Origin of the sequence: Vibrio sp. Scap24 (assembly GCF_013394185.1) — a bacterium.
GTDB classification, from domain to species: Bacteria; Pseudomonadota; Gammaproteobacteria; order Enterobacterales; family Vibrionaceae; genus Vibrio; species Vibrio pomeroyi.
In genome coordinates this window covers 2,036,866-2,060,614 of the sequence record NZ_CP041332.1, presented here as the reverse complement: position 1 = coordinate 2,060,614, position 23,749 = coordinate 2,036,866, and the positions used below count along the sequence as shown (strand labels likewise).

At 39.4% G+C, this 23,749-nt stretch carries 19 protein-coding genes and 3 pseudogenes; 2 read left to right on the top strand and 20 right to left on the bottom strand.

All coding sequences use genetic code 11. From position 1 onward, the window contains the following. Positions 1 to 34: 34 nt before the first annotated feature. A complete protein-coding gene (locus FLM53_RS09110) occupies positions 35 to 325 on the bottom strand; it encodes a co-chaperone GroES (RefSeq protein ID WP_017061289.1) in 291 nt (96 codons plus the stop codon). A 480-nt stretch (positions 326 to 805) separates the two neighbouring features. On the opposite strand from FLM53_RS09110, the gene FLM53_RS09105 reads away from it, so the two are divergent. Then, complete coding sequence (locus tag FLM53_RS09105; protein ID WP_176680778.1) at positions 806 to 2,149, top strand: MATE family efflux transporter; 1,344 nt, start codon at positions 806 to 808, stop codon at positions 2,147 to 2,149. 53 nt (positions 2,150 to 2,202) lie between these two features. Next, the gene (locus FLM53_RS09100) at positions 2,203 to 2,685 is read left to right on the top strand and encodes a methylated-DNA--[protein]-cysteine S-methyltransferase (RefSeq protein WP_176680777.1); all 483 of its coding nucleotides are present in this window, start codon (positions 2,203 to 2,205) and stop codon (positions 2,683 to 2,685) included. Between the two features lie 218 nt (positions 2,686 to 2,903). Here the strand turns inward: FLM53_RS09100 and gpmM are convergent, their stop codons facing one another. The 19 genes and pseudogenes from gpmM to FLM53_RS09000 form a co-directional block, all read right to left on the bottom strand. Further along, positions 2,904 to 4,436, bottom strand: a complete 1,533-nt coding sequence (gpmM, locus tag FLM53_RS09095) for a 2,3-bisphosphoglycerate-independent phosphoglycerate mutase (RefSeq protein WP_176680776.1) — start codon at positions 4,434 to 4,436, stop codon at positions 2,904 to 2,906. 546 nt (positions 4,437 to 4,982) lie between these two features. Further along, positions 4,983 to 6,926, bottom strand: a complete 1,944-nt coding sequence (locus tag FLM53_RS09090) for a nucleoside-diphosphate sugar epimerase/dehydratase (protein WP_176680775.1) — start codon at positions 6,924 to 6,926, stop codon at positions 4,983 to 4,985. A gap of 307 nt (positions 6,927 to 7,233) precedes the next feature. Beyond that, positions 7,234 to 7,782, bottom strand: coding sequence for a sugar transferase (locus FLM53_RS09085; RefSeq protein ID WP_176680774.1), 549 nt, complete (start codon positions 7,780 to 7,782; stop codon positions 7,234 to 7,236). A 1-nt stretch (position 7,783) separates the two neighbouring features. Beyond that, complete coding sequence (locus FLM53_RS09080) at positions 7,784 to 8,737, bottom strand: SDR family oxidoreductase (protein WP_176680773.1); 954 nt, start codon at positions 8,735 to 8,737, stop codon at positions 7,784 to 7,786. Beyond that, positions 8,737 to 9,873, bottom strand: coding sequence for a glycosyltransferase family 4 protein (locus tag FLM53_RS09075; protein WP_176680772.1), 1,137 nt, complete (start codon positions 9,871 to 9,873; stop codon positions 8,737 to 8,739). Before FLM53_RS09075 ends, FLM53_RS09080 begins: the two co-directional genes overlap by 1 nt. Further along, positions 9,874 to 10,875, bottom strand: coding sequence for an NAD-dependent epimerase (locus FLM53_RS09070; protein WP_176680771.1), 1,002 nt, complete (start codon positions 10,873 to 10,875; stop codon positions 9,874 to 9,876). A gap of 5 nt (positions 10,876 to 10,880) precedes the next feature. Then, complete coding sequence (locus tag FLM53_RS09065; RefSeq protein ID WP_176680770.1) at positions 10,881 to 11,900, bottom strand: acyltransferase; 1,020 nt, start codon at positions 11,898 to 11,900, stop codon at positions 10,881 to 10,883. Between the two features lie 41 nt (positions 11,901 to 11,941). Then, on the bottom strand, positions 11,942 to 13,108 hold the full coding sequence (locus tag FLM53_RS09060) for a nucleotide sugar dehydrogenase (RefSeq protein WP_176680769.1): 1,167 nt from the start codon (positions 13,106 to 13,108) through the stop codon (positions 11,942 to 11,944). A gap of 101 nt (positions 13,109 to 13,209) precedes the next feature. Further along, positions 13,210 to 13,437 (bottom strand): annotated as a pseudogene (locus tag FLM53_RS24175) (transposase family protein); the annotation flags it as partial. A gap of 146 nt (positions 13,438 to 13,583) precedes the next feature. Beyond that, a pseudogene (locus tag FLM53_RS23995) lies at positions 13,584 to 13,981 on the bottom strand (integrase core domain-containing protein); the annotation flags it as partial. Between the two features lie 172 nt (positions 13,982 to 14,153). Then, positions 14,154 to 14,769: pseudogene (locus FLM53_RS23990) on the bottom strand (transposase); the annotation flags it as partial. Between the two features lie 398 nt (positions 14,770 to 15,167). Beyond that, positions 15,168 to 16,715, bottom strand: coding sequence for an N-acetylneuraminate synthase family protein (locus FLM53_RS09035; protein WP_176680937.1), 1,548 nt, complete (start codon positions 16,713 to 16,715; stop codon positions 15,168 to 15,170). A 6-nt stretch (positions 16,716 to 16,721) separates the two neighbouring features. Then, complete coding sequence (locus FLM53_RS09030; protein ID WP_176680766.1) at positions 16,722 to 17,402, bottom strand: inositol monophosphatase family protein; 681 nt, start codon at positions 17,400 to 17,402, stop codon at positions 16,722 to 16,724. Continuing rightward, on the bottom strand, positions 17,374 to 18,093 hold the full coding sequence (locus FLM53_RS09025) for a cytidylyltransferase domain-containing protein (protein WP_176680765.1): 720 nt from the start codon (positions 18,091 to 18,093) through the stop codon (positions 17,374 to 17,376). Before FLM53_RS09025 ends, FLM53_RS09030 begins: the two co-directional genes overlap by 29 nt. Before the next feature lie 269 nt (positions 18,094 to 18,362). Continuing rightward, complete coding sequence (locus tag FLM53_RS09020; RefSeq protein ID WP_176680764.1) at positions 18,363 to 19,250, bottom strand: hypothetical protein; 888 nt, start codon at positions 19,248 to 19,250, stop codon at positions 18,363 to 18,365. Beyond that, positions 19,247 to 20,347 carry a hypothetical protein gene (locus FLM53_RS09015; RefSeq protein ID WP_176680763.1) on the bottom strand — a complete coding sequence of 367 codons (1,101 nt, stop codon included), beginning with the start codon at positions 20,345 to 20,347 and terminating at the stop codon, positions 19,247 to 19,249. The genes FLM53_RS09020 and FLM53_RS09015 overlap by 4 nt, the downstream gene beginning before the upstream one ends. After that, positions 20,337 to 21,584: a lipopolysaccharide biosynthesis protein gene (locus FLM53_RS09010; RefSeq protein WP_176680762.1), complete on the bottom strand. Its 1,248-nt coding sequence runs from the start codon at positions 21,582 to 21,584 to the stop codon at positions 20,337 to 20,339. The genes FLM53_RS09015 and FLM53_RS09010 overlap by 11 nt, the downstream gene beginning before the upstream one ends. Positions 21,585 to 21,637: 53 nt before the next feature. Further along, positions 21,638 to 22,591: a polysialyltransferase family glycosyltransferase gene (locus FLM53_RS09005; RefSeq protein ID WP_176680761.1), complete on the bottom strand. Its 954-nt coding sequence runs from the start codon at positions 22,589 to 22,591 to the stop codon at positions 21,638 to 21,640. Further along, positions 22,588 to 23,649 (bottom strand): polysialyltransferase family glycosyltransferase, encoded by a 1,062-nt coding sequence (locus FLM53_RS09000; RefSeq protein ID WP_176680760.1) that lies wholly within the window; start codon positions 23,647 to 23,649, stop codon positions 22,588 to 22,590. Before FLM53_RS09000 ends, FLM53_RS09005 begins: the two co-directional genes overlap by 4 nt. Positions 23,650 to 23,749 lie beyond the last annotated feature (100 nt).

Here is a 23,749-nt window from a genome sequence, read left to right as displayed (position 1 = left end):
TCTTTATTCAGTCAGTTCAGTTTTATGGGTCGGATTACTCAACGATCGCCATGATGTCGTTTTCAGACATGATCAGAACTTCTTTACCGTCGATCTTTTCTGACTTAGTGCCGTAACCTTCAGCAAAGATAACAGTGTCGCCAACTTTAACGTCCAATGGTTGTACTGAACCGTTTTCTAGGATGCGGCCTTTGCCAACAGCTAGAATTGTACCGCGAGTTGATTTTTCAGCGGCAGAACCAGTTAGAACGATGCCACCAGCAGATTTAGATTCAACTTCTTGGCGCTCAACGATAACTCGGTCGTGTAGAGGACGGATATTCATCGGTCGTATCTCCTGATAATTTCCATTTAATTTGATAGTTGCCACGATTGGCATGGGGTTAAAGAGTATGTTGGGGCGATGCGGAAGATCCCAAGGGGTGAAAGAGAAAAATTGTGATCTGATAGGCAGATAGAGCCGATGTAAGATGCGAGCAACGAAAAGAAGTAAATACGATGCGAGATATTGGTAGAAAATACGAGTTAAGATGCCGCCATTCAAGAACTGAGGGACGAAGTGTCTGGAATCCCCAAACACCAAAGATAAAGAGATTCCCTATCTCGCTCGTTCCTCGCTGTAGGGAATAACGAAGCAAGTTGAGGATGTCCTAAGCGGTGGTAAATGCCCGTATGCTTTAAAACTGGAAACTCATGCATCAAACCCTCTCTTGAGCTCTTCGCATCCCGAATCTCGTTTACTCGCATCTTTCTTTCCAAGCCACATCTGTTTATCCTACTCCTTTCGTTTCAGCTGGCGTTTTACATGCAAGATAAACACGGGCTTCTTACAGCCCCGATAGCAGACACTCTGCGCACTATGACCATACCGACTATCTTCGGTATGGTGGCGATCTTGATGTTTAACCTTGTCGATACCTTCTTTATCTCATTACTCGGCACACAAGCTCTTGCAGCGGTGAGCTTTACCTTCCCTGTCACCTTCGCCATCAACTGTATTACCATGGGTATAGGTATTGGCTTGTCGACGTGTATAGGGCGGTTACTTGGCCAAGGCTGCGCGCAAAATGCAGCTCGTTTTACCTGCCACGGTTTATTACTTGCCGTGCTTCTTGTAGGTTTCGCATCAACACTGGGACTGGTAACACTAGAACCCATTTTTACTCTCTTGGGCGCAGAGCCTGAGTTACTGCCACTGATATCCGAATACATGTCGGTCTGGTATTTAGCGATACCACTGCTTGTCATTCCTATGGCAGGCAACAGCGCAATACGTGCGAGTGGCGATACCAAAACCCCCGCCAAGATCATGATGCTGGCTGGCCTGATTAACGGTATTCTCGACCCGCTGCTGATCTTCGGTTACGGGCCTTTTCCTGAGCTAGGGATTCAAGGCGCAGCCATTGCTAGCGGATTCAGTTGGTTTGGTGCATTGTGTGGCTCACTGTATGTATTAACCATACGAGAAAAGCTGCTTGCTCCGCCCAAACTAAAAAACATCATCGATGACTGGAAACAGATCTTAGCCATCGGCACACCCGCTGCACTTTCCAATGCGCTAAACCCACTAGCTGGTGCCATCATTATGATGATGTTAGCCAAGCAAGGGACTGAAGCCGTTGCAGCTTATGGCGCAGCTCAGCGAATTGAATCGATTTTGATCATCGTACTGATGTCTTTAACCTCTGCTCTCACGCCTTTCATGGCGCAAAACTTTGGTGCTAGTAATCCACAACGCAGTTTTAAAGCGCTGTTCTTAAGCATGCGTTTTGCTGTGATGTTACAAGGTTTGATTTTCTTAATGATGGTGCCACTGAGCATCCCTTTAGCCGCCCTTTTCTCTCAAGAAGAATCCGTACGAGGCATCTTGTGGCATTACCTGCTAGTTGTGCCCTTTAGCTATGGGTTCCAAGGTATTGTGATGATGCTGATCAGCGCGATGAATGCGATGCATCAACCACTCAAAGCCTTTCAATGGAGCTTCATGCGCCTGTTTGTGTTTACCTTGCCGTTCGCTTGGGTAGGCAGCCAAATTGATGGTGTCGAAGGGTTGTTTATAGGCTTAGCCTTGGGGAACATCATGGGCGGTATTTCAGGGTATTGCTTTGCGCTTCGTGTAAGAGCTAAAGCAGATGCGGGATACGAGTGAACGAGATGCGAAAAGATATAAGAGCAGAAAGAAACTAAAAGAAGGAAGGTTACATGGAAGACACCACTTACAAACAGCTTTATGACGCGCCGATTGGCAAGATAATCATTGTTAGTAATGGCGACGCAATTATTGAAATTGACCATATAAATCACGAAGAGCTAATGACTAGCAATCCAGATGACCTTTGCCAACTGGCGACGAAACAGTTAGATGAGTACTTCGCAGGGCAGCGAACAGAATTCGATTTGCCATTAAGAGCGACAAAAGGCACTGACTTTCAAAAAGCAGCTTGGCAGGCTTTAACGACCATTCCTTATGGCGAAACCATCAGTTACGGTGAACAAGCAAAGAGAATGGACAAGCCAAAAGCAGTGAGAGCTGTGGGAGGTGCAAACGGCAAGAACCCGTTTAGTATCGTAGTTCCATGTCATCGAGTGATTGGTGCCAATGGCACATTAACCGGCTATACGGGTGGCATGAACCGCAAAGAGTGGTTGTTGGAGTTTGAGCGTTCGGTTTTAGAAGCAAGATGAGAGTAACGAGTGACGAGATGCGAACAGAAAAAAGAAGGAATTCTCTTTCTGTTTTTGGCTTTATCGCTTCTCGCTACTAGTTTACCCGTACCTATCACCTACCTTTAAGCTCTTCGTATCCTGTTTACTCGTACCTAGCATCTATAAAAAAAGCCCGCACTTTGAAGTGCGGGCTTTCAGAATCATTAAAGCTCAACGTGAAACGCTGAGCTAAACAATTACTTAACGATCACATCGCCTGACATCTCAGCCGGGATTGCGATACCAGATAGAGAAAGCATCGTTGGTGCTAGGTCAGACAGCTTGCCGCCCTCTTTGAACTCAACGTCTTTGCTACCTACGTAGATAAGTGGAACTGGTAGGTTAGTGTGCGCAGTGTGGATGCCGCCCGTTTCTGGGTTTACCATCATTTCTGCGTTACCGTGGTCTGCGGTGATAAGCAGTTGACCATCGGCTTCTTTGATTGCTTCAACTACTTTGCCAAGACATTCGTCTAAAGACTCTACGGCTTTAACTGCTGCATCGTAAACGCCAGTGTGGCCAACCATGTCACAGTTAGGGAAGTTACAAACGATAGCATCGTATTTGCCACCTTTGATTGCTGAAACTAACTTTTCAGTTAGCTCTGGCGCGCTCATTTCTGGCTGTAGGTCGTACGTTGCTACTTTTGGAGAAGCAACAAGCTGACGCTCTTCGCCTTCGAACTCGTCTTCGATACCGCCATTGAAGAAGAAAGTAACGTGCGCGTATTTCTCTGTTTCAGATATACGTAGCTGCGTTTTACCTTCCTTCGATAGCCATTCACCATAAGTGTTCTCTAGAGAAGCCGGTGGGAATGCACATAGAAGCGGGATGTCTGCTGCGTATTGAGTCAGCATCACGAAATCGATCGCTGGGAATACGTTACGAGCAAAACCATCGAAATCAGGAACGAATGCACGTGTAATTTCACGAGCACGGTCAGCACGGTAGTTCATGAAGATAACTGCATCGCCATCTACGATAGCTGCAGACTCTTCGCCTTCCGCTTTAATTTCAGTCGCTTTAACGAACTCATCGTTTTCGTCACGAGCGTAAGCTGCTTCTAGGCCAGCCACTGCAGTGTCGAATGTGAACTCAGCTTTTGCTTGAGTCAGCAGGTCGTAAGATTCTTGAACGCGATCCCAGTTGTTATCACGGTCCATTGCATAGTAACGACCAATAAGAGAAGCAACACGACCTTTACCCAGTTTAGCGAACAACTCTTGGAAACGTGCCAGTGTGTTTTCTGCGCTACGTGGCGGTGTATCACGACCGTCTAGGAAAGCGTGTAGGTAGATTTTCTCTGCGCCACGCTCTGCTGCCATTTCAACCGCTGCATAGATGTGATCTTCATGAGAGTGAACGCCACCTGGCGACATAAGACCCATGATGTGCACCGCTTTCTCAGCTTTTACCGCTTTATCGATAGCGTTCACTAGCGTTTCAGTTTGGCCGAACTCACCGTCTGAAATTGACTTCGTAATACGAGTAAGATCTTGGTATACCACGCGACCCGCACCGATGTTGGTGTGGCCCACTTCAGAGTTACCCATTTGACCATCAGGTAGACCCACATCTAAGCCAGAAGCAGAGATTAGCGTATTAGGTTGGTTAGCAATAAGACCGTCTAATACAGGTGTATTAGCGTTCGCGATAGCGTTGTCTTGGTTGTCTTCACGGTAACCGTAACCGTCAAGGATCACTAGAGCCATTGGCTTCTTAGCTGACATAGGACTGACCTCGTTCAATTCAAAATAAATCGGTATAAAAACAAATTAGCGTAATTTTACTACAGTTTACAGTCAAAACTGTAGCGGAAGATCAAGAAAGGTCGCAGGTAGGCGGATCTGATGTGAAAAAAAATGTCATTTTAGGAGGGTGTAAAGCAGGGATATGAACACTTATATCCCCACCATCTATATTGAAAAAGCGGAACAACAATAACCTCATAGCTTTTCAGTTTAGAAGATTAATCTCAGTGTCATAATCTTCATCATCGTCCTGTGACTTTAGATCATGCACCACTGGTTGCTCTGTCACTGTGGTTTTGTTGGTAACATATTGAAAACTAAAATCATCCCACAATATCTGATCCAAACTTTCTTCAATTTCTTGATTAGATGAAAGATCTATTATCATGATTGCTGCCTCATATCGCTACTTAAGCTCACAGTAATTATGGACAATAAACAGAACACCTTCGAAAGAATTGTGTAAAAAACACGCCAACAGAAGGTCATAATTCAAATAGCCGAATTCAATATAGGTTCTAGGTTCTAGGTTCTAGGTTCCAGAAAAAGCATATCTTGTGCCTGAGCAGCATTCCAAACCAAATCACCAATCCCGTCTGTCGGCTTAAACCCGGTTGGCGCATCAAGCAGAAGTTGACGAATCGTATCATGCTCTAAGTTATGACAAGCAAAATCCAAAGATTCCAGCAGAGTGTCATATTCGTCAATCGGTAAGAACACTTCTTGCGCTGTCATGATTCGCTCATGAGCGGTTGGGGCCACATTATCGCCAATCAACAACTCTTCATAGAGCTTCTCACCAGGGCGTAGGCCCGAGAATTGGATCTCAATATCGCCATGAGGGTTCTCTTCATTTCTAACAGAGAGACCTGAAAGGTTGATCAAGTTTTCAGCAAGGTCAGTAATTTTAACTGATTCACCCATATCAAGCACAAACACATCGCCGCCTTTACCCATGGCACCCGCTTGAATAACCAGTTGCGCCGCTTCAGGGATAGTCATAAAGAAACGGGTAATATCGCGGTGGGTAACAGTGAGTGGACCACCGGCTTTAATCTGCCTTTTAAAAAGAGGTATCACAGAACCCGAAGAACCAAGCACATTACCAAAACGAACCATACAAAAACGCGTGCCATGCTCTTTTTGATTCTCTTGTTGCGCTAAAGCCTGCAGGCCTAACTCTGCCATACGCTTAGTTGTACCCATCACATTGGTAGGACGTACCGCCTTGTCTGTAGAGATCAGTACAAAAGATTCGACACCCGCTTCAATCGCTGCTTTAGCTGTATAGTAAGTCCCGTAAACATTATTGCGCACGCCTTCGACGACATTGTATTCAACAAGAGGGACATGTTTATAAGCTGCAGCGTGATAAACCGTTTGTACACCAAAAGACTGCATTGAAGTTAACAAGCGATGTGCACGTTGAACAGAGCCTAATAGTGGTACTATCTCAACATCATAACCTTTGGTTTCTTTAACTAGAGAAAGCTCGCGATCAATTTGGTACAAGCCAAATTCAGAAACTTCAAACAACACTAATGTTTTAGGCTGTTGTTTGAGGATTTGACGACACAATTCAGAACCAATAGAGCCGCCAGCACCAGTAACCATCACCACCTTGCCTTTGATATTGGCTTCCATCAGAGCTTGCTGAGGCGCAACCGCATCGCGACCGAGCAAATCTTCAATAGGTACATCGGTAAGCTCATCAATTTTTGCTTTACCTGACACAATATCGGCCATTTCAGGAACGGTTTGAATCTCTACAGGTAGTGGGGCTAATAAATCCAACACTTGCTTACGGCGAGCGCGCGAGGCGCTGGGTATCGCTAACAAGATTTTAGAGACGTCATGTTTTTCAATCAAACGCTCAGCTTTGCCTAATACAATAACAGGCATGCCTAAAATCATCGTATTGGTGAGCGTTTTGTCTTCATCAATAAAGGCACGTACTCGATAGTTTTCAGATGCTCTTAGTGCTACCGCCAATTGTCGACCGCCAGAGCCCGCACCGTAAATCAGTACTTCTTCACGTGAATCTTTCGATGGTGATGTCGTCGCGACAAGATTGCGAACCACCAAACGAGAGCCACCGCATAACAAGGCTAAATAAGCACAGTAAATAATGGGCACCGTACGAGGAATGGGCTCTTGCAAGTAATACGCAAACAGAGCTAGAGAGATTGCCGATAATAGCGCACCGGCAGTTACCACAAACAGCGCTTGAAAGGTAAGGTACCTAAGTACTGCACGATAGAGCCCAATTTTTGTAAAAATAGCCACCGTTGTTACTACTGTTAAGCCTATCAGCAATAAATTGTCACCATCAGTCAAAAATTGAAAATCACCTAGCCTTGTCCACAAAGCAATATGCAGAGCAAGTACAATAAGCAAGGTATCAATAGAAACACTGATAACCCGCTTTTTAAAACGAGAAAGGTGCCATATGAAGTTTAGACGTTGCATAAAGTTATTCTTATTTATGAGTATTTAATAAACCACAAATACTGCATTAGTGGGGTGTATAGAACATGGTTGGAGTTCGCAAGGAGAGCTTGCAAAGGGCAACCCAAATATTTTAGTTTTAGCTTATATTTGTTCTTGGTAAAAACACCCCAGCAGTTCAAAAAATTTAACCTATTGGGGTATTTGAATCGGATTAAGAAAGGAGTTTACACGAAAAATACTCTCATGCCTCAGACTCTCAAATCACTAAGCCAATGATTAGAAGAGCAAGGTTCTAAAAGAGAAGGGCTCGTTCTAAGAATAGGGATTATTTAACTGCATCACCGGAGCCACTGCCAGTCGCTGTCATCAAGATATACTTGAAATAATCTTTTAATGTCAGCGTATCTATCATTTGCTTATCCGTCTTAGCTAGCAGCGCTGGCGTGGACATATCAATGTTTTGAACTTGAGCTAAGCCAGTAACCCCAGGCAACACATCATACACGCCTTGAGCATCACGCTCTTTGATCAACTCTTCTTGATTAAATAAATTTGGACGTGGACCAACTAGACTCATTTCACCTTTCACAACATTGATTAATTGCGGTAGCTCATCAATTTTAGTTTTACGCAAAAAACCACCAAGCCTTGTGATAGAAGCATCGCTCGCTAAGTGGCTCGCTACGGATTTTGTTTCAACCGACATAGTACGAAACTTAATAAGTTTAAAAGGTTTTTTGTTACGACCTACACGCTCTTGAATAAAAATTGGTGAACCTGTATCAAACATGCCGATAATGATTACAACGGCAAGTACTGGCCATAGGAATAGCAACCCCAAAAAAGAAGTAAGAAAATCGATTAAACGGATCATATTACTTGTTACCTCGTTTATTTAAAATATAGTCAGCTGTTTCTTTAAAACCATCTTGCAAAGACTGAGGTGGTGTCCAATCTAGTTTTTCTTTTGTATAAGATATATCTACTTGTAAAGAACCAATAAGACGAGCAACTACATCTTCTTTTTTAAACAACTTACCAGCAAGCTTGTAGCACCAAGCAGGGATAGGTAACTGAAAATTTGTCTTACCACAAGCCACTGACATTTGTCTTACCATTTCAGAAGTAGAAACATCGTGATCATCTGAAACTAGAAACACTTGGTTCTTAGCTTTAGGGTGCTCGATACAAGTCACAATTAAATCAACCAAATTGACCACAGACACTAAACTGCGCTTATTTGAATTGATTGAACCAAAGGGCAAAGGAAAGCCTTTCGAAACCGAATTCATTAATGAAGCAAAATTAGCTTTAACACCAGCACCATAAACTAGCGTTGGGCGAATAATAACGACTTCTAATCCTGTTTCTTCTGCTAATGCTAAAAGTTGTTCTTCAGCTTCAGACTTGGATTGCCCATAAAAATCTTCTGGTTTACGTTTATCCGTATAAGTAAATGGATAACCTGAAGTTGATGATTCACCATTCACTTTAATAGAGCTAATAAAGACAAATCGCTTGACCCCTGCATTGACCGCCTGCCTTGCAAGATTAATGGTACCTAATGTATTGATTTCTCGATAGGCATCTAAAGGGTTTTCTACCGAATCTCCCATTACATGAACTCTCGCGGCGAGATGAATAACAACACTAACACCACTTAAAGCTGCCGAATAATCAGTATATCTATCGATTTCGGCTTCAATAAATTGATGCAATTCTAAGTTAAGAGGCTTCTTACGCCCAAGACCTACAATCTCGTCACAAGGAAAGCGCTCTAAAAGCTTAGTGCCGACAAACCCAGAAGATCCAGTTACTAATATCGTCATTATTCGCTTACCATTAATGATTCATATATTTCTAAATGTCTTATAACAACATTGCTGACATCAAACTCGTTTACGGCATACTGCCTTGCTTGTAACCCCATTCTAATCCGCTTATCTTCATCAAGAAGTAAAACCATCAGGGCTTCACTAAGTGCTTCCGCATTTTTGATAGGCACTAGTAAGCCCGTTTCTTCATTGATAATCGAATCTCTACAACCTGGATTATCAGTAGTCACAATTGGACGTCCGCAAGCAGCCGCCTCTATCAGCACTTTGGGAACCCCTTCACCGTAAAATGAAGGCATCGTTACAATATGAGATTGAGCGAACAATCCTGGAATATCCTCACGATGGCCTAAAGCAGTTATAACCCCCTGCTCAACCCAAGTATCGACTTCTTCTTGCGATACCGAATTGGGGTTTTCTAGGTCAACACTACCTACCAACCAAAAATCGATATTTGAATGTTTTGCCTTAATGATTTTAGCGGCTTCAACAAATTCATAGACGCCTTTTTCTTTAAGTAAGCGACAGGCCATAGATACTATTTTTTTAGGGCTCACAGGTTCTGCCTGATAACGATAAACAGAAAGATCGGCACCAGACCCTTTAATCAAAGTCCTATCTGTTTTTGATAACTTTACAATTTCAGATAAAATAGTTTGATCTGAAGTGTTTTGAAATATCACGACTTTACGTTTATTACGAAGAGCAAACTTGTACATTAATGAAACCAATAGCTTCGTCATTTTTGCTCTAAGGGTCTCCGCAGTAAACACGTAACCTAAACCTGAGATAGCAGCGACAAAAGCTGGCGGACTTTTAATACTCTGCAAAGCTAGTCCTGTATAAATTACCGGCTTTATTGTTATCGCATGTACAACATCGACCTTAAGACTCTTTATCACTCGACGAATGGAAGAGATTGCATTGAATTCGCCTTTTATCGAGCTCCCGCTTCTTGAAAACGCAATGCTATGGCAAGTAATACCTAATTCTTCGAGTTGGGATTTCTTATCTGTGAAAGAACAAGCAAGATGTACATCATAACCGTCCGCTATCGCTTGTAATGCAATAGGGAGGCGATGGGAGATAAAAAACCAATCGACATTGACAACAAACAGTATTTTTTTCATTTATTTATAAAACTCTTTATACCAACTAACAAACTCTGATACACCTTCTCTTACTCCTACCTTCGGCGTATAACCTGTTACCGCAAACAAGTCTTGTGTATCGGCATAGGTTTGATACACATCACCAGGCTGCATTTCTCTGAAGTTTTTCTTCGCTTCAATGCCTAGTTCGTCTTCAATGGCTTTCACAAAATCCATCAAGCTGATCGGAGAGCCGTGGCCAATATTATAAACGGCATAAGGCGCAGAGCTGGTCGCCGAGGAACCTGCCTCTACCGTCCAAGCATTATCACGCGTAGGTACTACATCAGCGATACGAACCACACCTTCAACAATATCGTTTACGTGAGTAAAATCACGCCACATATCGCCGTTATTGTTGATATCAATAGTATCGCCATCCAGAATCTTCTTAGTGAAGATAAACGGTGCCATATCTGGGCGGCCCCACGAACCATACACAGTAAAGAAGCGTAAGCCTGTGGTTGGAATATCGTATAGGTGAGAATAGCTGTGCGCCATCAGCTCATTCGACTTCTTCGTCGCTGCGTACAATGAAACGGGATGATCGACCGAATCTGAGGTTGCAAACGGTGTTTTAGCATTTAAACCGTAAACTGAACTTGAAGAGGCGTAAATCAAGTGCTTCACTTTATTGTGACGACACCCTTCAAGAATGTTTAAGTGCCCGATTAAGTTTGAATCAGCGTAGGCATGTGGGTTTTGAATAGAATAGCGAACACCCGCTTGTGCAGCCAAATGAATCACTTGGTCAAATTGTTCAGTTTCAAACAAGCTAGCGATACCATCGCGATCGGCAATATCCAACTGAACCAGTTTAAAATTGACATGCTGAATACGCGCTAGGCGCGCTTCTTTTAAAGCGACATCGTAGTAATCATTGAGGTTATCAACACCCACAACCTGGTGGCCTTTCGCCGTTAGCAGCTCTACCACAGCACTGCCGATAAAACCCGCAGCACCAGTTATCAAATACTTCATAAAAGTCAAATGCTTCTATTGTAAAATTTAAAATCAGAACTTGATAGCTTTCTTATTTTATCACCTATAGGCAACTCAATAAATTTGTAACAAACCCACCCGGAAAGACAACTTACAAGCAACATTGAAAAGAAATATAAGTATGCGTAATCCATCAAACCAACTAAAGAAAAGCAAACTGTCACGGCAGAAAGAGTGAATGGATGCAATAGGTATAATGAATATGAAGACATACCAATATTATAAAGAATTCTATCCTTTGGCATAAGGTGTTCTATTGAAACAACTCCCAAAAACAACATCATCATAGGCAGCCCCGCATATAATGCCCTGCCAAAAATCACATCTTTCGACTCAAGTCCAGATCCGTTGACATAAAACAAAAGACTCAATGAAGCAGATATTAACACAATAGAATATATCAACTTTATCCGCTTAAACTGAATTAATTTATACGCAACAATACCCATCACAAATTCAAGGAGTAACGGGGAAGTAATAAACTTAAAGTAAGAGTTTTCTGTATCTACTAGCAAACCAATTATACTTAAACTTAACAGAGCCAAAATCGTCAAAGCCTTTTGCCCTGCTCCAAAAGGGATAAATAGAGAAAACACCAAATAAAAAAAGAACTCGAAGCTTAACGTCCAGCCATTATTAATAAGATATTTATCCCCATTGGGGATTAATGTAAAAGAAGCCCATATTGAAGTTTGACCGCCAGAGGAGTTTACTAGGGAAGGGTTAACTAAAAATATAATTAAGGCAACAAAAGACAAAATCCAATACAACGGAATTATTCGGATAAATCGGGCTTTCATAAACGCAATAACAGTGCTTTTATTCTTATCAATTGTCAGGCACATAATAAACCCTGATATGATAAAAAAAAGATCAACACCATAGGAGCCAATCTTGTAACTACTTAACAAGTTAATACTATGTACTTCAAGTTTAAAACCAATATGAGCCAACAATACAAATAATGCTGCTAGCGCCCTTAAATACTGAACTGATATATACATGGAGCCTCTTTACTACAGTTATCTACTAGCGATAGAATCAATTAATCACTACCAAAAAGATCTCTAGTGTAAACTTTACTTTCAACATCAGCTATTTCCTCAACCATTCGATTTGAGACAATAACATCAGACATTGATTTAAATTCATCGAGAGATTTAACAACTTTTGAGTGAAAGAAATCTTCAACATCAAGTACTGGCTCATAGACCACGACTTCAACACCTTTAGCTTTCAAGCGCTTCATCACCCCTTGAACACTCGATGCTCGAAAGTTATCAGACCCAGACTTCATAATTAAACGATAGATCCCAACCACTTTCGGAATTCGTTTTAAGATTGCATCTGCAACAAAATCTTTACGCGTGGTATTAGCATCCACAATAGCACCAATAATGTTGTTTGGTACATCAGCATAGTTAGCACGAAGTTGTTTTGTATCTTTTGGTAAACAATAACCACCGTAACCAAACGAAGGATTATTGTAATGTGAACCAATACGAGGGTCTAAACTTACACCATCAATAATTTGACGAGCATTTAACCCGTGAGATTCTGCGTAGGTATCGAGTTCATTAAAGTAAGCAACGCGAAGTGCCAAGTAAGTGTTAGAGAACAGTTTCACTGCTTCGGCTTCTGTTGAATCGGTGTACAGGATTTCAACGTCTTTTTTAACCGCACCTTCTAAGAGCAGGTTAGCGAATACTTGAGCGCGCTCAGATCGTTCACCCACGACAATACGAGATGGGTGCAAGTTATCGTATAAGGCTTTACCTTCACGTAAGAACTCAGGAGAAAAGATCAGGTTTTCACATTCTAGCTCTTGTTTAATACGTGCAGTATAACCCACTGGCACGGTAGATTTGAGCACCATCACCGCATTGGGATTAATCGCCATAACATCTTTAATGACGGCTTCAACTGATGAAGTATTGAAGTGATTCGTTTCTACATCGTAGTCGGTGGGAGTAGCTATTATCACAAATTCCGCATCGGCATACGCCAGTTCTTTATCGAGTGTAGCGATGAAACTTAATGACTTATTAGCCAAGAAATCTTCAATTTCCGCATCTACGATTGGAGAGCGTTTCTCGTTCAGTAGTTTTACTTTTTCTTCGATAATATCGACTGCGACAACGTCATGATGCTGTGATAGCAGCATCGCATTTGATAAGCCTACATAGCCTGTACCGGCAATTGCAATTTTCATTTTAACCAACTTATTTTTTTGATAACGACGGCTTACACGCGGAATATAATCACTATCAGAATTAATTCAGCGCAGATTTAACCGCTGCTAGATATTTATTGATGACAATCTTTTAATCCACTTAATGAATGCCTTTTGCATCGCTGACGGACTCACCATACCCATGACCGAGCAATAGTACCTGATGACGGAATACCATTCTCAAAACCAGATAGCACGCCACACATCGTCAGCAAAATAATGTCTGACAATTTATGTTCCACTTTCGCGGCTTGTCGGTAATCTTTTATCACTTCGAAATGCATAAATGGGTTCGTTATTGTCGTCATAATCTGGCTCCGTTTTAGTACAGAACCATAAAAAACACTCAGTATCTTGCTCCTTAGTCAGTTATCAATGTTGTGATGAATACTGGCAAAACGATTTATAAATTATATTTCTCCCAATTCATATTTGGCTAAATATTCCCAAGAGGTTAGATCTTCAGAGAGTCATGAGGGCGATCTTCGTTATATTCTCGCATCCATTCATCCGTCATTTCCGGAACTTGATTCAAGCTACTAAAAACGTACATATCGAGTAATTCGTTTCGATATGTACGATTAAATCGCTCAATAAATGAGTTCGTGTTGGCTTTCCTGGTTCAATGAACTTCAAGAGAGTTCGCTGTTCTTTGGTACATTCTGCCAATGCCGTCGCGATAAGTTCAGGCCCATTGTCTACCCTGATCTTTGATGATGTTCCACGCCATGCAATAAGCCTTTTGAGAGTTCGAATAACTCCCTGAGCGTGTAAATTAAGGTATATTTCAATGGCCAAAGCTTATCGATTAAAATCATCGACGATATTTAACGCCCTGAATCTTATTCCACAATAAAGGTAATTGTTCACCCAGATCACCTTCTGTAGTCGCATGAATTATGCGGTCTAGTGAATTTTCTAAATTTAGTAGCTACAGGTATATCCAGATAGTGCTTAATACTAAAGGTGGTGCCGATTCACATTCTCTGTTCACTGACAATACCTCGCGGGTGAACAGTTACCAATGAAGAGCGTCACTAACAAAATCCATCGACCAACAGGCATTCATATATTCAGGAGCGGCAAGTGGTGCAGGGTTACGACTGGGAAGACGACCCTTACCCTTACGTCGGAAATTTAGTTTGAGCGAACAATAGACTCGATAAACTCGTTTGTGATTCCACGGATGTCCCCACCGCCTTAGAACTTTGAATATTTTCCCAAATCCATACGCAGGATAACGTTCAGATATCTCTTGGGTTTTCTCGATGATCATATCATCACGGTGGTAATGCGCTTTGTAGCGATAACTTGAACCACTAATGCCAACTGCACAGCAGACCAGTCTTAGGCTGACCTTGAACTGCTGAACGACATAATCAACAAGTTCTCTTTTAACCGCTGCCTTGACAGCTTTTTTCTAAGGTATCTTTGACAATTCAGAGCTCCAAGCTTAGATCTGCGAATATCGTTTTAAGGCGTCGATTCTCTCCTTCAGTGCTTTGATTTTTTACATCGGATGCTTCCATACCACCATATTTCGATTTCCAGTTGTAGTACGAAGGCAGAGCCACGCCGTGTTCTCGGCAGACATCTTTGAGCATTCGACCAGCCTCAACTTCCTTCAAAATTTTGATAATTTACTCTTCCGTAATGCGTGATTTTTTCATGATGTTGTTTCTCCGTTTCTTTGAGTGTAAACGGAAACGTCTAAATGAAAGTGAGACGGTTATTGGGGAGGGTTACAATCCGTGCAGTTTCCCTGGTTCGTGACACCTATACAACACACAATGATGAAGATAAGGTCATCCTTGCAAACGAGGGGAGGTATATAGAAAAGCACATGAAAAGAACCCTAACCGCTGGTCAAAGAGCATCAGAAACTGGGATGACATCGGCGATGTGCATTAAAACCCAGAGAACAAAAAAGAAGCAGCTTAACAACTCAGGCGACAACTACCTTGAAAAACGCCGAATACAACACCGAACACATGAATTAATCATCAGTAGTTAGACAAATCGTTGCTAAGAATAACTGCTATTTTCTGTATTTATGATGTTCGGATTTTAATACTTCTTTTGAGTCACTACCTAAGCATAACTCTGCTAGGCGAATATCATCAACAAACTTCTTAAAATTATCTGTCAACATGTCAATCGCAACATTATCGAAATGGGCCCAAGGTGTATTCCCATACTTGACATGCTTCTCTACCATACGACCTCCAGCAGCGACCGACAACTGACAGCATAAAGAACCAATATCATGGCTGGAATAACCTGGAATTATTCGAGGATATTTCTTACTTAAATCATGATAATGACGAACTACCGCCACGTTAGCATCTTCATTCATCGTAGGATAAGCAGATACACATTGCAGCAAATAAAGAGAGCGACACTTATTGAATTTTTCTATAACAAATTTTTCGTAAGCACTGTCAGTCATACCAGTAGACAACACAACATCACCTCTAAAGTCGTCTGCTACGGTTTCTAAGAAATCTGTGTGTTCAGATATAGTTGATGGAAGCTTTATCATATCTGGGGAAAACTTCTTTATAAACTCGTAAGAAGGTAGGTCAAGAACTGATGCAAACCACTTAATATCAAATTCGTTACACCACTTTTCCACCATGTTAAAGCCAAATTCATCAAGTTCTAGTCCATAACGATAATCACGGAATGTCTCTCCAAATGGTGATGTATAAGGCTTATCGAGTTCTTCTGGAGAATAAAATGATTCAACATCTCTTTTTTGAAGCTTTATATAATCAGCCCCAGACTCTGCAGCAGCTAAGATCATTTTTTTTAGAAGTTGTAGATCACCGAAATGATTTGTAGTTATCTCGGCAATAACTTTTACTTTATAATTACGTTTCGCAGATTGGCAAATGCTTTTAGGTCTAGTCGATTCACCTAGAGTAAAAGCCTTACCATTAAATGCTTGATTAAACTGACTAGGGTTTAGGTGACTAAAATCTTGGCTCCCAACATGATTAACTGTAATCGATAGGTCTTTCTCATGTGCCATTAACAGCTCTAGATAAGCCCTCTGGCTATGAAGAATATTTTCAACATAAGCCTCTTCACCAAAATCGACTGTTCCACCAGATCTTTGAGAAAAACCAGCGGATAACGTAAAGTCAAACCCCAGCAAATAGACTTCAAGTTTATCTCTGACATAATCAGCTATCAAGTTGCAAAGCTTTAATGCAGATATGATTGTTGCGTCTTCCAACACAAATTCCGTCTCAAAAAAACGCTCTTGTATTGGAAGGTAATTCTCTGGGTCTTCATGCCTTTCAGATATGTATATATGATTGTTTTTTTCAAGAGGTTTAGAAGTTAAATAAAATGTACATTGGCCTGTAGAACTCGCCAGATAGTCCCTAACCCATTCGAAGTGATACATTCCGACATCACCCGAATAGGCTTTTTCTGAATCATTGATATTAATAACGAAAAATTCATCTAAACACTCTAGATCTATATGATCGAAAGACGAACCCTTACCAATAATCGCAATATTTTTTTTTCCGGAAAGCTTAAATAGCTCGAAAACATCAAAAAAAGAAGATTTCATCAACAACTAAGCCTCCAAAAGAATCTTGTATTTTTGAGTTGGAAAAAGGAGCTGTCCATTATAACGTTCGCCATTTACGTAAGCGTTAACACCATGCTCAAGAGCAAGATTTAAGCCTGGTAAAATGTCCCAACAACTGACTCCCTTAACATTCTCAAATCGCGAATAACTGCCCTTGACAGCGTTTAGCATATTGTACATAGAACAACCAATAATTCGATATTCAAAACCTTCTGGAAGTTTACTAAGGTCTTCTTTAGTCAAAGATGAGGACAAACCATGAATACGAGACTCAAACTTTTCGAGAGGTTGCCCACTAATAGCAACTTCATCAAGTTCTGGAAGATATATACACGACTCAGCATGCAAACCTTTTGTATAAATTGAGATTCCTACACCCCACTCACGAAGACCACTAACGAAGTTTTCTGTTCCGTCAATCGGATCCAACACTACGTAGGAGCCATTAAGGTTCCATTCATAACCTTCAAAAGGAGCAAGCTCTTCAGAAATTAAGGTGTGTTCTGGAAGATATCGACTACAAAAGTCCAACACTATCTCTTGAACAAGAAGATCTCCTTTTGAAACAAAACTGTCGTCTGATTTTTTTACTTTTGTTGACTTAAAGCTAACAATTAATTCTAACTGTTCTTTGATTTCAGTTACTAATTTTTGGCAAATACTCATCTACTATTTCTCTCGAATTTTCAATTAATGAACGTACAATGTGGAAGTCAAGTGAATCATCTATATCTAAACCACAAACCTTGTTTGATTCGAATGCTAATACGTTTCTACCAAGGAAATCATCTCCAAATTCGTTTCCCTTGAATCTAAATATATCCGTGCTGAACACTTTGTAACTCTTTGGCATATCCTGTCGCCTAATCATTGATTTACATTTGTCGTCAAACAGAGGTACCAGCTTATTTTTTTCGGTGGAATATAGACGATTCTCAGCCTCAATGACAGTGCGCGCAGCACTAAGACTAGTGTCATTTTTTAGGCTCAAAACCGCAACCTCAACATCAGCCTTAGAACGAAATACGAAAGTTGGTCTCAACCAAACAATTATCTCTGGCTCTTCGATCCCATGAAGCCTAAATTCTTCACGGATATTTCTAAGAATGTCTTGCTCCATCGCAGTGTCATGAGATGCTAAATCACTTCTCAAAAAAGGCACTTCTGCACCATATTTTTTAGCTATATTGGCATATTCTTTAGAGTCAGTAGTACAGAAAACTCTGTCGATGCATTCTATCGACTTAGCAAATTCAATCGAGTAGGCGATAAGAGGCTTACCAGCGATTTCCTTAATATTTTTGCCTGGTAACCCCTTAGAACCAGACCGTGCAGGAATAACAGCATAGACCAACATATTTTCTCCTTAACAATGTATTACAAAACTGACATGACTGAGTGTTAATTTTTTGACTTCAAAACCAGCCAAGCTCAAACAAGTTCAATACCAAACGAAATATAAACGCACAATAAATCATGACACGAATAAATAAACGAAAAATCATCGAACACAGTTAGAAAATTATTAATCAAACCTAATAGCTTACATCACAGAAAATAAGCACAAGGCGACCTAACACCTTCGACATAAATATTAAAAAAGTTAATTAGTTATAAAATACAATTTCAATTATGCTTCAAAGCCTCGGATACAACTCTATAAACACCTGATGAATCTATAACTTCTTCCCAAGCTCTTTTACTATAGTCACCTTCTCTATAAGGAAGTTGGTCTATTTCATCAAAACTAGAAAGAGTAATAACATCTTCGACATTATAAAAGCATGAGTTAGTTTCTATTTCAAAATCATACACCCATTGGTATTTATTAGTAATCACTCTCATCCCCAGTCCGCAGTAATCAATTAATTTCGTACTATCTTGAATATTGTATGGATATAAGTCAGGAGTATAATTAAGTCCAAATGTACAGCTTGCAGCTATAGTATAAGCGTCTTTTTGAGACATCCGAGGATAAGTGATTACATTAGGTATTTTCTCTGGGAGTTCGCCACCAATGATATGTAGTTCAAATCCTAAAGCTGCCAATTTCTTAATTGTCGACAAAACACCTTGGCGATTAACTGTTCCCATGTACACTATCTTTTGTTCTAGAGAGTCTAAAGACTTCGGCACCTGATAATTACTATAGCCCATCGACCTATAACAATAATTGCTAACCGAGTTAAAATAGAAACCGGTTTGGGTTGACTCATTTAGAAATATATACCCATCAGCTCTTTTGTTTAAAATCCGTTTAACCAAATTTTTTAGCCTTGGCCACCTCCCTGTACTTAACGAATGATACTCCATAATCAGTTTGGCATCACAATTTTTCCAGAAGGGCAAGAAACCACAATAGAAGATTATACAATCTGACTCTTTACTTGCTTCATCGAAGCTATTAAATATTTCAACCCGATAGTCTTCCTTGCTTTTAAAGTACTTTCGATATGCATTTGATTCCGGAAAAAAGGCTTTCTCATGACTATGAACTAGTCCAATAACTTTCATGCTAACTCCTTATTAAACTGTAAATATTTGATCGGGTACAGTAACATAATGAAGAGAAAAACATCAGATATTGAACCAGGAAATATGATAACCTCAAAGAAAGACCTCATCAAAAAAAGCAAGAAAATAGAAAACAAAAACCTATCGTGTATCAAAAATAAAACCAAAGAAAAAATTGCAACTAAAAGAAACAGTAGAAAATTAAATCCAAAGTTAGCCAAAAACCATATGTAGGAATTATGTGGTGAACCAGAACCTAGGCTCATAATTGATGGAACCCGAGTAAACTGTTGGCCTAAAAAGAACTTTGAGAAAGTTAATTGGTCAAGGTAGTCAACAAGCATTACTAGCCTTACATTTTCTGTTGTTCTTCCGAATTTCGTATAATTCGTAATATATAACTCTATTACATCATAATACTGTTCCATATAATAATAGACTAATATAGGGATAACTATAAGACCAATTACAGCTATAACCCGTTTCTTGCAATAAAATGCAACTGATATTAAAAATAATGCTGATGCAAAACCAATTCCCGAACGACCGTAAAGCAGAACGGAAAAAATCAGGCCCACCCCAATAATGACCAAGCTAGGCTTTATATCATTAATTCTATTCGAAAATAGGTAGAAGGATAGAGAAAAGAATACATAGTATGACAACATATTTCTACTTTGCCCAGGGAGTAAATTATCTGCCGTGATATAGAACCGTTGACCAACAACAATAGAATATATAAGCCCTAGAACTACCAAACCAAAAATATAGTAAATTAGAACCTTAGAAAGAAGGATAAGTTCTGTCCTAGACGTCAAAACCCTGAATGCAAATAAAAAGCTAAATACAAAACTTAGCACTGTAAACATGCTGCCTAAGCTATTGTTATCTGTATACCCTAATGTGGGAGGGATGAGCAGAAAAACGGACACGACTGTAACCACACAATAGTTAGTTAATGGCAGTCTTAGTTTTGCGACCATATATAAAAGCGAACAACAAATAAACAAAAAGTAGGCAGCATTGCTATTTATAACTGTGGTTAATAAAATCATTACTAACCAAACTATCGTATTAAAATTGATTTTAAAATTCATACCCTAAACTCCAAGGTACCAGTTTTTCTTTCTGAACAAAATAAAATGTCAACAATAGTCTTATCAAAGAGCTTAGGGCAAAAGATAACGCCACACCTAAAAGTTCGTGAGTAGAAATGAGCCAAAACATCAACGGTACGTTCATCAAACCTGTTAAAACTGTTATGAACGAAATTGTAGCGTTCTTTCTTGAATACGTTAAATATGAAGATAATAACGTTTGAATTCCATTGAATGATTGTGCGAGAAAAACCCAATGAATAAACTCAGTCAATACAATATATTTCTGACCGAGAATAACTTTAATCGCAAATTCTGATAATACAAATGTCAAAGGAAACACACTAAGCAAAAGTGCCATATATATATATGTATTTTTTACGAGCAACTGCTTATCATCGATACAATCCTTTGACAACACTTCATAAATCTTTGGTACTGCTACTTTGTTTACAGAGTCGAATACAACTTTTAAGGCAAACCCAAGTTGTATAGCGGCCATATATAAACCTGCACTGTGAAGACCTAGCTCCTGATTAATAAGAAATCTATCGTATGAAGATATTAGCAATCCAAAAGATAAGTGGGGAAGAAGTGGAACACTAAAAATTATGATATCTTTTATGTACAAATTGCTAAATCTAGATATAGAGATAACTCGAGTATGAAATAGTGAGTATATTGCAAAAGTCGACATAAGTGACACAGAAAGAAACTGCGCAACTATTCTTCCTTCACCACCAAAGTCATTAAATACAGCCAGAACACTTAATGCAAAAGTTACAACTACTGTACTAACTTGGAAAAAGCCGTAAGCTATAGCTTTGTTTCTTACTTGCCATTGCGTAAGTCTAAGCTCATTAAAAAATATAGCAATAGACGACGCTATTGCTATATACACCCACGTAATTGGCACTGAAAAATAACTTATAAATTCTGATTGAAATAGATATACCCCCAGAAAACAGAATGGTAACGTTAATATCATCACGTAAATACAATTAATATTATATGCAACTGCATCATTAGACTTTAAATCATAGTGCTTTCTGGTTGCTGCCCCGACACATCGAAACCCAACAAATACAGAAAATATATTAATCAAAATAAGGAACATGGCAACTTGACCATATTCTTCAACTGTAAGATAGCGCGTAATTATTGGTATCAAAAAAAATGGAATAGCAGCACTAAGAACATTAGATACAAAATATGACAAGATGTTTTTTTTAATCATCAATCTTTAACCCAAAAAGATAACACTAACCATCTATTATACATTTAGCACACCTAAAAGTTTTCCAACCTAATTTTTGAAAATAGCTTCTTTTGCTTAGAACTTAGGATTGGGGGAAGTTCACAAAGAAAAGAAATGACGTTAATTTCTTCGTTAAGCACGGTTAAATTAAACAGACTACTTGATGAATGTGAAACCACATGCGTTATATTGGGGCTATTAATACAGATGTCTTCAACTATCCGAGCATTACTTATGTAATCAAAGGGCTCTTTGCTAGTGAAATTTTCAGATGGGTGCTTCTTTAGTATCAATTGTAAATTGTTTTCCTCAGCATATCGCTTTATCCTACACAGTATATCGCCATACTCACTATTGGTGAGTAGGCCAAGCTTGACAAGAGGTTGCTCAGCTACTAGTAGTACTTTCCTATCACCCATTACCCCATCTTCAATTGGGCCAATTTCCCTACAAACCAGTTTAAACTCAGAAGCAAATCTATTGTCTTCTTCCATAGTCTTCAAGTTATGAAAAGCATAGGATTCAGACTTTATCAAACTGTTGAATATTGACTTGAGCGTATAATGAAAAACTGCATATAGACAATATACATTTACTGACTGACCTTCTCTGCGAATTGCTTTGTAGAATGAATACACGCTACCATAAGAGCCAAATCCATCAGCAATTACAACTCTACGACTTTTTCGAAAAAAAATGGACATAAGCGGATCTATTTTTCCAACAGAAACAAAGTCTATTTCTTTTGGACTAAAGCGCCGTTTGATATCTTTTATTATAGTTGGAGTCCCCTTAAGCCCCTCAACCAACACTCCGCCAATTGAGTGAAAATAGTCTAGATATAAGTTTGAAATTTGCTCACTCCCCCAAGCATTATACTTGTATACAACAATACAATTATATCTCGAGCCGTTAGCCTTATAGTAAGACATTAGAGACAATAGTTGATATGGAGAAGTGATATTGACACCGACTAAATTTTTCATAAAATCACCTGAATATCATTTATATTCTTCATTTTACTAAAAGTTTTCTTCCACAAGCCAGGCCTTCTAGTATCAAGATAATCAGACTTATCAATCATTGTATATAGTGGATAAACATTATTGGTGTCATTTAGAGACGCATAAATCAAAAGCGATGAGCCGAAACCAAAAACTTTTAGCCCACCACTTGCGATAAAGTAGTTTTCAAGAATTACACTGTCTTCAATCACCTCAACCTGAAAGAAGTTAGACATTATTGAAATTAGTTCTGCTCTCAAGCTAATAGTTTGCATTGGATGAAACTTTACAGCTAAAGTATCAACTTTAAGTTCATCTTTCATTATAGAACATGAGCGAATTAAGTAATGCAGCAAACTGTCGTGAGTTATTATTTCTTGCTCAACCAGTGCATCAAAAACAAAACAGACATTCGAGTTAATGTTAGCTTTGTAGTTTATTGGTACATGAAAACGGTCATTAGGGTTTGAATGTAAAAATGCGCCTTTGCCTATATGAAAAAATCTTGACTTACTGTAACCATAGTTATCGTACATATATCGTCCATACTTTACCCTTGTTGAGCTTGTACTCTCAAAGAATGGCATTAGCAAAGAGAGTAATCTGTCAATGTAATGCTCTTTCAAAGGGAATTTAGCTAATAAGTCATTTTTATCCAAGTATGCATCAAATCCATCTTCTATATAATTTATTTGTACACACTTTTCATGCGTCAAATATATTTGATAAAACGGGTTCTTGGTGTTAGGGCAAAAATAAGTAAAAACATCACCTTTCAAAAATTCATCCAAAACCGAGTCTATTATTTCAACCTTTTCTCTATTCAGGAACATGCTTTTAGTTTTTAACGCCCTAAGGTTTGCATAGTTATGAAGAATTAGGCTATCGTCCATAACGATGCAATTTACGCTAGTTACGTTTGTACCTACCCCTCTAAACAATAGAAACAAAACATCTTCATAATTTAACTTTAAAAAGTCAACAGTTGCCAATGCAGTAGATAGATTAATATTACTGTGAACATGAAAAATAAATTTCATTGTACTTTACCTTTGTAGGAGTTCAAATTAGATTGATATGCTTCATCCAACAGATAAAAATTCAGCAAGAGATCCAGTCGCTAATATATAATATTGTAAT